Genomic DNA, 12,205 nt, shown 5'->3' with positions numbered 1-12,205 from the left:
TGGGTAAATGCTCGTGGCAAACGCCTGCAAGGTCTGGTGAATCGCAGGAAAATTGAAATGGAGTTATTTTTAAAATGACTCTAAATCTATTATGGCAATATAAACACTGGATCGCAATTGCGGTCTTTTTTGTTTTATGGGTCGGGCAAATTGCCTATACCAACCACTTAGGCGGGAAGCTACGCAAAGCCAGTGAGCAATGCACAGCGAAAATTCAACAGATAGAACAAAAGCATCTTAAGGCTCTAACTGAAAAACAAAATCAAATTAACCGGATGAGTGCGGATTATGAAGCAACAAAATCAGAGCAGCGCGTACAAGTCGAAACTGTTACGCGTGAAGTGCAAAAGATCATTGATCGTCCCGTGTATCTCAACCATTGCTTTGATGATGACGGCCTGCAGCAACTCAACTCACTTATCGTTAGTGGTGCCGGCCAACCTCCTTGAGCCTTGTCCTGATTTACAGAAATTAGAATCAGGGCAGGGTAAGGTTGCTTTAGTCTGGTCTATTGATGTAGTGGCTAAATATAACGACTGCAAAGCGCGTCATGCTGCAATTGTGAAAACCATTAGATAAAACTGAATGATTCACCAGAAAGCAATATTCTAATAAAATAAATAAATGCCCTCTAATGAGGGCTTTGTTTTTTACTTTAATAAATAATTATTGGCTGCACAGCTTATTCGATTTCAACAAAGATACATTTCACTGCCTGTGTTCAGTGTGTGAACTGAAAAGCCCTTCAGGTAGGGTCTGTGAAAATTATTTCACTGAGTGAATATTGAAAATAACTGATTTTAAGTTAATTAATCAGGACGATACTCTATTTGATTTTGAGTCATAACTTGAACGTCAGCAAGCAAGGCTATTACAAAATTATCAAATAAAATCATTGGATCTGCATCATTGATTATGATTTTGGTATCAGATAGCAATTTCCTTGCTTGAAATAATAAATTACTTACTTTTATCGAATAATCATACCAAGCTTGCAAATCATCCTTTATAAGATTTTTATGGAAAATATTATTTGTTAAATTGGAATAGTCAACTAAAAAAGAATTTACAATCCCAAGAAGCTCTTTCAAATTCTTATTAAACCCTTCATAGCCCTCATCTTTAGAATATAGTATTAAAATATTTGCATTTAATTTTTCCAGAATCAGTTTCGTATTAAATAGCTTTTCAAGAGTCCTCAAGCTTGAAGTAAGATTTTTAATTTCATCTTCTCTGTTTTCATACTCATCATGTTCTATATTCCTAATAAGCAAAAGTAAATCTAGCACAACCCTCTGAGATCGTAAGTTTAATATTTCATTCTTAATCTCATATAGATTGTTAACCACCTCCTTTAAGTCCTGAATCTTAGAGCCATATTCAGCTTGTAGCCTCCATTGGCTATAAATTAAATATGCTATATATGACGCCATAAGTGTGGTTAGTGCACTTAATAACGATGCAACTATTGTCCACGTGTCTTTCAATGAAATTGCTGATCCTTGAAAGTCAAAAATAATCCAAGTAAAAGCAAATAAAAACAATGTGGCTACAAAAGTCATAGCAAGTGTATTTAACACAATATTATTAATATTAGTCACCTTTCCACCCGTCCACCATATCCGCCCAATCCTGCATCATCTTTATTTTCCAAGATGCTTATCATCAATCACATATTGTCCAAAACTATCTATCCAGCCTTGAATAGATGTCTCCCATACATAAGTACGGGTTTTAAGTTTCTTCACTATAGTCAGATCCTTGATACCAAAATGTGTACTTCCTTCCGGTAACTCATCCCAGTCTACTTTTCCATTCTCAGTAAACCAGTCTTCCCAAGCTAATTGGATATCATGAGCTACAAAACGTTTATTTGAATTATCCCAGGCGAATGGATTATTGCTATTTAACTTATTTACATGCAGGCGTTTAAAGTATTTATTGTTTTGGTGAATCTCAATGAATACATCCAGGTGCTTTTTAATGAAATCAAATTCAACATTAATTTCACTTTCATCTTCAAAGGCATCATCTTTATCCACCAATGCCATGTAGCGCTGTTTTTTACTCCATTCTTTGTAATAACTATTATAGTTATCTTCCGCAACACGGATCGCTTCCTCAAACTCTAATCGGGTACCGCGTTTTTTAAGATTCACATATCGCTTAAGGGTATTCCATGATTCATGAAGAGTGATAGTCTGCAGCTGAGGAATGGTAAAGCCATCTTCTGCATAACGGGTCGCAGCTTCATGGCGTAAATCATGGAAGCGCAAATCGCTAATACCACACGCATTACATGCCCGGGTGAAGTAAGTCGACACGGTGCGCGTATTCACTGGAATTAAAAGATTCTTGTCATATCCCAAGGCAAGCATTCGATCTCGGACTTCTGGTTTCATAAACTCATCAATCATATTGATGGCTCTTGGTTCCATGTGAGCATACTTATGATTACCCAAGGATCCATTCGGATTCTTAGCATCTCTGACTAACCACTGACAATTCAGATCATCGTAATCATCCAGGCGCAATGAACACAGCTCATCTTCACGGCGGGCAGTGTAGAGGGCAAACCACATGATCAGATGCATCGGCGTTGAATTCTTGACACGTTTCCAGCTTTTATAAAAATAGTTGGTCAGCATCTGAAGTTCTTCAGCTGTTGGTAAGCGGTCACGCTGTTTTGAACGGGTGACGATCCGCGACTTCTGAAGGCCAATCATGGCTTTTTCAAATTCGATTAGTACCGTTTCTAAAGGTTCGCCCCATACAAATTCTGCATGAACGATAACAGCCTTGATATGGCTTAAATCCTTTAGGATGGTGGCAGGTGCAACACCATCAGTTCCTTTAACTGGATCGCCTTTTCTTCGCATAATTGCATAATCAGAAAAGTCTTGTCGTGTTAAAGAATAGATATTCTTCTCAGAAATATCTAAACTAGCGATGTGCTGTAGTGCTCCAGTTTTTGTTCTGGCAAAGCTGTCCGCTTCTTCCAAATACTGATAAATGAACTCCCTGAGCGTTTTGTGCTTTATTTGCACCGCCGGATTCAACATTTTTTCAGGGTGCAATTCGATTTCTGCTTCCGTGCGTTTGATCCAGTCCTCAGCTAATGACTTTTTGCTGAAGGTCTTGGATTGTTTAAATTCAGGGTAGCCTTGACGTTGTACACGGACTTGAGCTCTATACCGGGTTGTGCCGTCTTTTGTTTGTCGCTTAGTGACTGTTCCCATGAATTTGCACCATTAAAATATTGGGGTGCAAGTAGGGTGCAATCAAAGGACACTAAAAGTCAATACGAAGCGACTAAACGAAGTTAAACGAGGTTAAAGATTTTGAGCAAAAACAATGTAATTGAAGAATTGTTTGGAAGATCAATAGATAGGAAGCTTTGGGTGGCCCCCATGGCAGGTGTGACCGACCGACCGTTTAGAACCTTGTGCAAATACTTTGGTGCAGGCCATGCGGTCAGTGAAATGATGACGTCTGACAAAACTTTGCGCATGAGTAAAAAGAGCTTATATCGTGCCAATTTTGATGGAGAGCTGGCACCGATTTCAGCGCAGATTGCTGGTTCAGATCCCCATGATCTGGCTGAAGCGGCACGTTATCAGGTAGAGAATGGTGCACAAATTGTTGATATTAATATGGGCTGTCCAGCCAAAAAGGTGTGTAACCGACTCGCCGGTTCTGCTTTATTGCAGGATGAAGATCTAGTTGCACGCATTCTGGATGCAGTCGTTGCCGCAGTTGATGTGCCAGTGACCTTAAAAACCCGTCTGGGCTATTTGAACGGTCAGGAAAATATTATGCGTGTCGCTAAACGTGCTGAACAAGCCGGAATTGCAGCGCTAGCTTTACATGGCCGTACCCGTGAAGATATGTACCTGAATACCGCGCGTTATTCTTTAATCAAAGACGTAAAGGAAATGTTGAAGATTCCTGTGATTGCCAACGGTGATATCGACAGTCCGGAAAAAGCCAAATACGTGCTGGATTATACCGGTGCAGACGCAATTATGATTGGTCGTGCAGCACAAGGTCGCCCCTGGATTTTTCGTGAAATTGCCCATTATTTAAAAACCAGTCAACACTTGGATGCCCCGAGTATTGCGGAAGTTAAAGATGTACTGCTGGGGCATTTGACAGAATTATACGAGTTCTATGGCGAATATTCGGGCTGCCGGATTTCCCGTAAACATATTGCCTGGTACACCAAAGGTCTGCGTTCCAGCAACGAGTTTCGACAAAACATGTATCAGGTGGAAAATACCGCTGACCAGTATCGGGTGGTAGAAGATTATTTTAATGCGCTGCTAGAACATGGTTTAACCATGAATGATGTACAAGTCGAGCAGGTGAATTTACTGGAAACCAAGTAATGACGGGCAAAATTCAGCGAATCATGTAATATTTTTTGTGTGAAAACCCTACTTTTTTTATCTTGAGCAGGCGGATTTTTGCATTCTGTTTACACTTCAGCCTGTCTAATACATAGCACTAAAGTTTGTTCACTTAAACTGGACAGGACTTGGACATTGCTTACTCAAGCTTCCTCTATGATGAATCTATCCAGATATAAACCAGATGTGATCCATCTTGTTTATCGTCATCATTGAGGGAGATCTGTAATGACAAATACCAATCGTCCAGTCACAGAGTTTAGCCATAAAACGTCAACGGAATTGCCACAAGAACGCAGTGAAGGCCTGAATGTCAATCCGACTGATACCAATGCGCGTCCAGATTTGAATACCCCCGTGAAAGATAATCCTCGTGTTCCAGACATGAATGAAGGTGAGGATAATCTGGCTGCGACCAGTGCCGGTACTTTGGGTGGAGCTGCGGTAGGCGCAGTTGCAGGTTTAGTGGGTGGCCCTCCAGGTGCAGTGGTGGGTGGTATTATCGGTGGTGTCGTTGGTGGTATTGCAGGTAATGACATTGCAACGCCTGATCATGGAAAGCAGACAGATAATTACCAGCATCCAGAAAACTTGCCTGAGGCAGATAATTATCGACATCCAGATCATTTGAGTGCAGAAGATAATTACTGGAGAGATGAGTATCATAATCGCCCGTATTTCAATGAAACGCGTAGCACATATAGCGATCTAGATTATGATCGTGATTATCGTGGCGCTTATCGTATCGGTTATGAAAACCGTCCGATGTATGAGCATGATACGGATTTTGATCATGCCGAACCTGAACTGCGTACCAAGTGGGAACAATTGAAAGGTGAATCACGCCTCAATTGGGAAGAAGCGAAATTCGCGGTTAAAGATGCATGGCATCGTGTCACACGCTAATTCTAGATAAATTAACCCGAATCGCGGATAAGAAAATGACTTGAAAAATAAGAGGACTAGAGCCATCAGTTGAGTTACCACACAAAACCTAAAGCCCTAGTCCTGATGTTCAATAGTACCGAATTATTCTGCGTAATTGATGATTTCTTTCTGAAATTTGAAGCAACTTATTGGAAATTTCTCAAACAAAGCCATCATTCGTTAAGAGTCAGAACTGCACAACTTACACTTTCTGAAATTTGCTTTATTGCCATTTGGTATAAGTGCTCCCATTTCATTAATTTCAAAGCATTCTTCTCATGGTTGAAGCAGGATAAAAGTCATTTATTTAAAAGCTTACCCTGTTACCAAAGGGTGATTCACCTGATCAATATGCATCAATTAGCACTACATGCTTTACATGTAGCTGTAATGAAAGGTCAATATAAACAATATTTATGGATTGATTCAACGACTCTACCAGTCTGTAAAAATCAACGTATTCAACGTCATAAATCATTAGCCAAAATTGCATCCCGTGGTAAAAGCTCAATGGGCTGGTTCTATGGCTGTAAGTTACATGTTGTTATGAATCAATTCGGTGAAATCGTTCGTTCCGCTTTCTCCAATGGGCATATTGCTGACATAAAAATGGTTGAACATTTGGTTGAAGGTTTCGAAGCAAAGCTTTATGGTGATCGTGGCTATATTAGCCAGGAATTAAAAAATAGATTAAAAGAACAAGGTATTGATTTGATTACCTATCATCGAAAGAACATGCAGTCTGTACAAGTTTGTGCATCAGATGAATATCACTTAAGACAGCGCAATAAAATAGAACCGTTATTCAGTTTATTGAAAGGACAATATAATTTAGTGACGAGTAAAGCTCGTAGTATTCATGGATTTCTAAGTGGGATTTATGCTTCTTTATGTGCATACCAATTAACCCATCGAAATAAGCCAACAATTCAAATTATGAAATCATTGGCTTAAGCAGGATTCGGGTAAATTAAAAACCTCTCCATGTGGAGAGGTTTTTTATGATTCAATGATTAAAGATGCTTCATTTCCAGTATGAGCTGGTTAATCAGATCGGAAGCTTCCATTTCACGAATCTGCGCCACATTTGAACCTGCCCAGAATGCGCCATAACCTTGATCTCCATGTTTGGCGGCAGCCGCATGCAATTGCTTGGCCAGATCATAAGTATATGGATAAGCTGGAACATCCAGCCGATCGGGTATATCCACCTCAATATGCCAGTGGTTAATGATGCCGCGTGCAGGACGACCGGAAATACTGGCACTCACTTGAGTGAGTGGCTTTGAAAATAGTGCTTTACGATAAGCCTCGTTGGCATTGGAGGATTTGCATTGCACAAATGCAGTCCCAAGTTGCACGGCATCTGCACCGAAATCCATCATTTGACGTGCTTGTTCACCGGTCATAATCCCGCCAGCCGCTACAATCGGAAGGGAAGAATGCTGTTTGATTAGCTTGACCAGATTGGAGGTTTTAACTGAGGCATCAAATTTGGTTGAGAAAATTCCCCGGTGTCCGCCGGCCTCAATACCTTGCGCAATAATGATATCAATTCCGGCTGCTTCAATGGCTTTGGCTTCGGCATAATTAGTTGCAGATACCATGGTCAGAATCCCGGCCTGTTTGAGGGCTTGAATCTGATGCGGATGTGGAATCCCAAAATGAAAGCTGACAGCCCGTGGTTTGGTTTCCAATACCAGATTCAGGAAGTCGTCATTATCTTTAAAACTCGGATAAATACACTCCAAATGATCCGGTGCCTGAGCGCCATATTCGGCAAATTTATCTTTAAACTGTGCAATCCATGCCTGCGCTACAGCCTCATCTACAGGAACAGTGTCATGACAGAAAAAATTAACCTGAAAAGGACAGTCTGTCAGTTCCTGGGTCTTTAAAATCTGTTGTCGCGCTGCATCAATACTGCTGGCCCCCAGACCCAGTGAACCCAAGCCGCCCTGATTGGACACTTCGGCAGCAAGCTCGGGCGTAGAGACACCTGCCATCGGTGCCAAGAAAATAGGATGTTTAATTCCGAGATTTTCTAATAAAGACATAGATTTGCTCCTTGTTATGCTTTTACTTTGCCTTTGAGCACAAAATTAAGCAAATCATATTAGTTATTTTATTTTGAAATACTGCAGCATGGGTTACGTGTTATTTACATTTCTTGCGACACGCTACGTCGCCAAGAAGATAGAACTTTTATTAGCCTAGAATTGAACACTTTATAATAGCTTTTTGGTCACATATTCTCTGAGCTCATGTCTGATCGTATCCGTGAAAAACTGCAAATTTTAGCCGATGCTGCCAAGTATGATGTGTCTTGTTCATCTAGTGGTAGCAACCGTAAAAATAAAGACAAGGGTGTGGGCAATACCGGGAATGGTATCTGTCATAGTTATACCGAAGATGGCCGCTGTGTGTCCTTATTGAAAATTCTGTTCTCTAATGTCTGTATTTTTGACTGTTCCTATTGTGTTTCGCGCCGTTCCAATGACGTCCAGCGTGCAGCATTTACCGTGCAGGAAATCGTCGATCTGACCATGAATTTTTATCGGCGTAATTATATTGAGGGGCTGTTTCTCAGTTCGGGAATTTTTAAATCGGCCGATCACACCATGGAACGGATGCTACAGGTGGTCAAAAAACTTAGACTCGAAGAAAACTTTAATGGCTATATCCATCTGAAAACTATTCCGGGTGCATCACAGGAGATCATTACCGAAGCCGGACTGTATGTCGACCGTATGAGTATTAATCTTGAAATGCCGACGGAAGCGGGACTGCAAAAATTTGCGCCTGAGAAAACCCATGCCGAAGTACAAAAAGACTTGGGCATTGTACGCGACCGGTTGATCCAGCTCAAAGATGAACGCAAGCTGATCAAGTCAGTCCCCAAGTTTGTACCTGCCGGACAAACCACACAGATGGTGGTGGGCGCGCATAGTGAAACCGATCAGGATATTATTTTGATGGCTGATCGGCATTACAAGGAATTCAAGCTGAAAAGGGTGTATTTCTCTGGTTATATCCCGATTAATCCTGAAGATAAAGCCTTACCCGCCATCGGTTCAGCACCGCCATTATTAAGAGAAAATCGTCTGTATCAATCTGACTGGCTGATGCGTTTTTATGGCTTTGCTGCTGATGAAATTGTCGATGAGCAGCATCCGAATCTGGAGCTGGATATTGATCCCAAACTCAGTTGGGCCTTGCGACATCCTGAAGCCTTTCCAGTCGATATTAACCGTGCCGACTATAAAATGATTCTACGGGTACCCGGCATAGGCGTGCGTTCCGCTCAGAAAATTGTACAGGCCCGCCGTTTTGGACAGATTCATATTGACCAGCTAAAACGCATGGGCGTGGCTTATAACCGGGCGCAGCATTTTATCCGCTGTGCAGATACACCGAAATTTAAGAAAGATCAGCAATCCCATCAGATTCGCCAGCAAATTTTGATGTCAGGACCATCCAAATATCAGCAGCAACTTTCACCTCAATTAGGATTGGGTTTCTAGTGGCAAGTTACTGTTTTGATGGCAGCATGACTGGTCTGCTCAGTTGTGTATTTCGTGCTTTCGAGTTTAAAGAATTTAACGTGATAGTGACGGCCAATCCTCAAGCACAAACAGGTTTATTTGATGAATTTATCCATGTGGCCTCTAATGATCAGCATGGGCAGCGGGTGTGGCAGGGATTAAAGCAGAAAGTATCTTCCAGCAGTTTGCGTGCTTTTTACTATACGTTTTTGTCAGAGCAGGAAGCAGCGTTCCAGACTCTTTTTGATTTTGCAGTCTATGTCTTTCAAAACCAGCGTCCAGTCGATAAAGATTATGGTCATACTGCGGTGATCGGCATGTCGCAATGGGCCAAGCAAGTGGGGCGGGAAAAGCATCGTATGGAGGCTTTTGTACGCTTTAAAAAAGCCAAAGATGGTTTGTTTCTGAGTCTGGTCAGACCGGATTTTAATGTCTTGCCGATTATTTCCCGACATTTTCAGGAGCGTTATCAGGATCAAAGCTGGCTGATTTATGACGAGCAGCGTAATTACGGTATTTATTATGATTTAAGGCAGATGCATCAGGTCGAGATGAACGCTGAAATAATCGATCCACAAATCCGGATTGGTCATAGTCAATCATTCAGTATTGAACTGGATGATCAAGAGCTGCTATATGATCAGCTCTGGAAAGACTATTTTAACAGTGTGAATATTCAGGCGCGCAAGAACATGAAATTGCATATTCAATATGTGCCAAAGCGCTACTGGCGTTATATGAATGAGAAATTACTTTAAACAGTACATCAAGCTGCTTTCAGGCATAATAAGCATTGGTATATTTAAATTGAGTGTATAAACATGAAGGTATGGCTAACGTCATTAGCGCTGCTCACTGGATTAACTGCATGTTCGGAACAACCACAAAAACCGGTCGTAGATCCAGCCAAATATCAGGTTCAGGCCGCACAGGAACTGCAGCAACGTTTTGATGCACTCAATGTCCAGTTAGCCCAAGACTTTCAGGAATTTAAGAAAGTCGAAAGCATTGCTTTCGCGCACCAGTTTCCTTTAGATGTCAATAATCTGCAAAGCTTAAACCAACATCTCGTTAGCAGTACGGCATTAAAACCCAGTAAAATTGCCTATTGCGATATGATGAATAGTTATTTTGCCGATATGTACCGCTTGGGACATTACAATCTGGAACTGGTCGATGACATTAAATTGCCTAATGCCAAGAATGAAAATTTAAAAGCAAATTTCTCCGACGCTGATCATTTTTATACTTTTATTCTGGATCGTTATACGACTTATCGTCAGGTCCAGCAGACCATGGGTTATGGCTGTAATTTAAAAGCTGTGCTGTAAATCTCAAAGATAGAAAAAAGCCCATCATCAAGATGGGCTTTTGATTTTAAAAATTAACAACCGCTCAGTTTTTCAGGCTGCGGTTTCTCATCCGGGAAGAAGATTGGACGAAGTTTTACCCCAATGCCATTGCCGATAAAGGCAAACACCAGCCATAACCAGCCATGCAGACTACCAGATGCAATCCCACTGAAATATGCGCCGATATTACAACCATAAGCTAAGCGTGCGCCGTAGCCCAGCATTATGCCACCTACAACAGCAGCAATCAGTGAACGTTTTGGAATATTGAAATTCGGCGCAAATTTACCTGCCAAACTTGCTGCCAACAAAGCACCCAGCATAATACCGAAGTTCATCATTGATGTAATATCAAACCATAATGATTCTGCCAGTGCTTTGGCATTGCCTGCTTTTTGCCAATAATCCCAAGAAGCTACATCAACACCTACGAGCGTAGCACCTTTGGCACCCCAAACTGCCAGCGCAGAGGTCACGCCCCAAGGACGACCTGCCAGTGCCAAAGTGGCAAAGTTGAGCAAGGTCAGAATAATACCGCCCCAAATCAGAGGCCATGGACCACGAACAAAGCGCTTCCAGCCCTGATATTCACTGCGTGGCTCAATTTCCAGGCTACCATGACGTTTCTTTTCAAAATAAACAGTCGCCGCAGCAATGATGGCAAAAACGATAAAGCTCAACAGCAATCCAGGGAGGACGCCTAAACTTTCTACCAGTGAAATAGGCTCAAGATATGGCAGGGCAAACCACCAGTCAAGGTGGGAGGTCGCAATCACAGACCCGATACAGAAGAACAAGAGCGTCACCAGCATACGTGCACTACCGCCACCTACGGTATACAGGGTACCTGATGCACAACCGCCACCGAGCTGCATACCGATACCGAAAATAAAGGCACCAATCATGACTGACATGGAAACAGGGTTAACATTGCCTTTGACTGGGTTGCCGAACAATTCACCTGCACCTAAAGCGGGGAAGAACAGTAAAACTGCCAGCGCCAGCATAATCATCTGCGCACGTAAACCACGGCCGCGACGTTCCTTGATAAAGACACGCCAGCTCGAAGTAAAACCAAATGAAGCATGGTACAGGGTCATGCCCAGTGCACCACCAACCAAAAATAATAGGGCCTGATTTAAGCCTACGATTTGATAGGCACCGATTGTACCTATGATAAGCAAAATAAAAGCTGCCCAGACCGAAATATTCGACCGTTGGGAAGCAGCAACAATGACTGACATGGGAGATTAAATTTTAAAAATAAAGGCTGGTATTCTACTGAATTTCAGTTTAAATGCAGCCCGTTTTGCCGATTGAATCACAATTAAGTCATTCTAATACTTGATAAGTTTTATCAGTTTATCTGATTTTATCCACTCACTTAGATAAAAAATTGATCCCATCAACAAATAATGCAATTTCAATTTAGATCATTCGATATTTAAAATCATCTCTGATAAAAAAGCCTGCAATCGCAGGCTTTTAAACATCAAGCTGAATCCTAAAATCAGTTTTCAGCTTTTTCCCGAACTTCTCCGGCACCTTCCTCAACTGCCGCAGCTGTTGCTGCAGTTGCTTTACGTGCTGCTTCCGCAGTGGCATCTGCTGCTCTAGACGTTGCAGCAGCTGCTTCGTCCGCTGCCTGAGCTGTATTTTCTGCGGCATTATCCATTGCTCGTTCGGTTTCTACCGCAGCCTCACGGCTGGCATCTTCCATATCATGACCGGCTTGATTGGCTGCATTTTCTAAATGCTCACCTGTGGTTGCGCCGGTTTCAGGCGCTTCTTCTTTACTACAGCCGACTAAGGCAACAGTGGTAGCCAAACCTAAAGCAATCAGTAATTTATTCATCGAGTAATATCCTTTTGTTGTTGTAGAGCTGCAATCTAATTTAGCAGCCATTTGTTTAGATTTATGCTAGCAAATAGATCAACATTTGTTGATTAACTGTAACTCTTTTCAATACTT

12 protein-coding genes and 1 pseudogene are annotated in these 12,205 nt (G+C 41.8%); 8 read left to right on the top strand and 5 right to left on the bottom strand.

Annotated features, from left to right (window positions below):
- Together ACIG3F_RS11195 and ACIG3F_RS11190 are read left to right on the top strand one after the other, a co-directional pair.
- Nucleotides 1–78, top strand: a pseudogene (locus ACIG3F_RS11195) (lysozyme); the annotation flags it as partial.
- Entirely contained in the window at nucleotides 75–449 is a 375-nt protein-coding gene (locus ACIG3F_RS11190; RefSeq protein ID WP_396470074.1) for a hypothetical protein, read from the top strand. The pseudogene ACIG3F_RS11195 and the gene ACIG3F_RS11190, both read left to right, overlap by 4 nt.
- 360 nt (nucleotides 450–809) lie before the next feature.
- Here ACIG3F_RS11190 and ACIG3F_RS11185 read toward each other — a convergent pair whose 3' ends face one another.
- Both ACIG3F_RS11185 and ACIG3F_RS11180 read right to left on the bottom strand, forming a co-directional pair.
- Nucleotides 810–1,601: a hypothetical protein gene (locus ACIG3F_RS11185; RefSeq protein WP_396470073.1), complete on the bottom strand. Its 792-nt coding sequence runs from the start codon at nucleotides 1,599–1,601 to the stop codon at nucleotides 810–812.
- Nucleotides 1,602–1,643: 42 nt separating this feature from the next.
- The gene (locus ACIG3F_RS11180) at nucleotides 1,644–3,239 is read right to left on the bottom strand and encodes a tyrosine-type recombinase/integrase (RefSeq protein WP_396470072.1); all 1,596 of its coding nucleotides are present in this window, start codon (nucleotides 3,237–3,239) and stop codon (nucleotides 1,644–1,646) included.
- 129 nt (nucleotides 3,240–3,368) lie between these two features.
- Here ACIG3F_RS11180 and dusB point away from each other — a divergent pair, with 129 nt between their 5' ends.
- The 3 genes from dusB (at nucleotide 3,369) to ACIG3F_RS11165 (ending at nucleotide 6,290) form a co-directional block, all read left to right on the top strand.
- The gene (gene dusB, locus ACIG3F_RS11175) at nucleotides 3,369–4,388 is read left to right on the top strand and encodes a tRNA dihydrouridine synthase DusB (protein WP_396470075.1); all 1,020 of its coding nucleotides are present in this window, start codon (nucleotides 3,369–3,371) and stop codon (nucleotides 4,386–4,388) included.
- Nucleotides 4,389–4,637: 249 nt separating this feature from the next.
- The gene (locus tag ACIG3F_RS11170) at nucleotides 4,638–5,315 is read left to right on the top strand and encodes a hypothetical protein (RefSeq protein WP_253147410.1); all 678 of its coding nucleotides are present in this window, start codon (nucleotides 4,638–4,640) and stop codon (nucleotides 5,313–5,315) included.
- 105 nt (nucleotides 5,316–5,420) lie between these two features.
- Complete coding sequence (locus ACIG3F_RS11165) at nucleotides 5,421–6,290, top strand: IS982 family transposase (protein ID WP_253147413.1); 870 nt, start codon at nucleotides 5,421–5,423, stop codon at nucleotides 6,288–6,290.
- Nucleotides 6,291–6,349: 59 nt separating this feature from the next.
- Here the strand turns inward: ACIG3F_RS11165 and ACIG3F_RS11160 are convergent, their stop codons facing one another.
- Nucleotides 6,350–7,393, bottom strand: coding sequence for an NAD(P)H-dependent flavin oxidoreductase (locus tag ACIG3F_RS11160; RefSeq protein WP_396470071.1), 1,044 nt, complete (start codon nucleotides 7,391–7,393; stop codon nucleotides 6,350–6,352).
- Nucleotides 7,394–7,600: 207 nt separating this feature from the next.
- On the opposite strand from ACIG3F_RS11160, the gene ACIG3F_RS11155 reads away from it, so the two are divergent.
- From ACIG3F_RS11155 to ACIG3F_RS11145, 3 genes are all read left to right on the top strand, one after another.
- Nucleotides 7,601–8,860, top strand: coding sequence for a putative DNA modification/repair radical SAM protein (locus ACIG3F_RS11155; RefSeq protein ID WP_396470070.1), 1,260 nt, complete (start codon nucleotides 7,601–7,603; stop codon nucleotides 8,858–8,860).
- Nucleotides 8,860–9,639 (top strand): TIGR03915 family putative DNA repair protein, encoded by a 780-nt coding sequence (locus tag ACIG3F_RS11150; protein WP_004279976.1) that lies wholly within the window; start codon nucleotides 8,860–8,862, stop codon nucleotides 9,637–9,639. The genes ACIG3F_RS11155 and ACIG3F_RS11150 overlap by 1 nt, the downstream gene beginning before the upstream one ends.
- A 63-nt stretch (nucleotides 9,640–9,702) precedes the next feature.
- The gene (locus ACIG3F_RS11145; protein WP_180087246.1) at nucleotides 9,703–10,212 is read left to right on the top strand and encodes a hypothetical protein; all 510 of its coding nucleotides are present in this window, start codon (nucleotides 9,703–9,705) and stop codon (nucleotides 10,210–10,212) included.
- Nucleotides 10,213–10,265: 53 nt separating this feature from the next.
- Here ACIG3F_RS11145 and ACIG3F_RS11140 read toward each other — a convergent pair whose 3' ends face one another.
- Both ACIG3F_RS11140 and ACIG3F_RS11135 read right to left on the bottom strand, forming a co-directional pair.
- A complete protein-coding gene (locus ACIG3F_RS11140) occupies nucleotides 10,266–11,477 on the bottom strand; it encodes a YeeE/YedE family protein (protein ID WP_396470069.1) in 1,212 nt (403 codons plus the stop codon).
- A gap of 266 nt (nucleotides 11,478–11,743) precedes the next feature.
- Nucleotides 11,744–12,088, bottom strand: coding sequence for a hypothetical protein (locus ACIG3F_RS11135; RefSeq protein ID WP_005104359.1), 345 nt, complete (start codon nucleotides 12,086–12,088; stop codon nucleotides 11,744–11,746).
- Nucleotides 12,089–12,205: the final 117 nt, after the last annotated feature.

The organism is Acinetobacter sp. NPDC052428 (assembly GCF_044547685.1).
GTDB lineage: Bacteria > Pseudomonadota > Gammaproteobacteria > Pseudomonadales > Moraxellaceae > Acinetobacter > Acinetobacter lwoffii_G.
This window is presented reverse-complemented; position numbering and strand designations above follow the sequence as displayed.

Coding starts and splice junctions, on each gene's coding strand:
- ACIG3F_RS11170 (WP_253147410.1), top strand. CDS start 4,638: ATGACAAATACCAATCGTCCAGTCACAGAGTTTAGCCATAAAACGTCA.
- ACIG3F_RS11160 (WP_396470071.1), bottom strand. CDS start 7,393: ATGTCTTTATTAGAAAATCTCGGAATTAAACATCCTATTTTCTTGGCA.
- ACIG3F_RS11140 (WP_396470069.1), bottom strand. CDS start 11,477: ATGTCAGTCATTGTTGCTGCTTCCCAACGGTCGAATATTTCGGTCTGG.
- ACIG3F_RS11145 (WP_180087246.1), top strand. CDS start 9,703: ATGAAGGTATGGCTAACGTCATTAGCGCTGCTCACTGGATTAACTGCA.
- ACIG3F_RS11190 (WP_396470074.1), top strand. CDS start 75: ATGACTCTAAATCTATTATGGCAATATAAACACTGGATCGCAATTGCG.
- ACIG3F_RS11165 (WP_253147413.1), top strand. CDS start 5,421: ATGTTCAATAGTACCGAATTATTCTGCGTAATTGATGATTTCTTTCTG.
- ACIG3F_RS11180 (WP_396470072.1), bottom strand. CDS start 3,239: ATGGGAACAGTCACTAAGCGACAAACAAAAGACGGCACAACCCGGTAT.
- ACIG3F_RS11135 (WP_005104359.1), bottom strand. CDS start 12,088: ATGAATAAATTACTGATTGCTTTAGGTTTGGCTACCACTGTTGCCTTA.
- ACIG3F_RS11155 (WP_396470070.1), top strand. CDS start 7,601: ATGTCTGATCGTATCCGTGAAAAACTGCAAATTTTAGCCGATGCTGCC.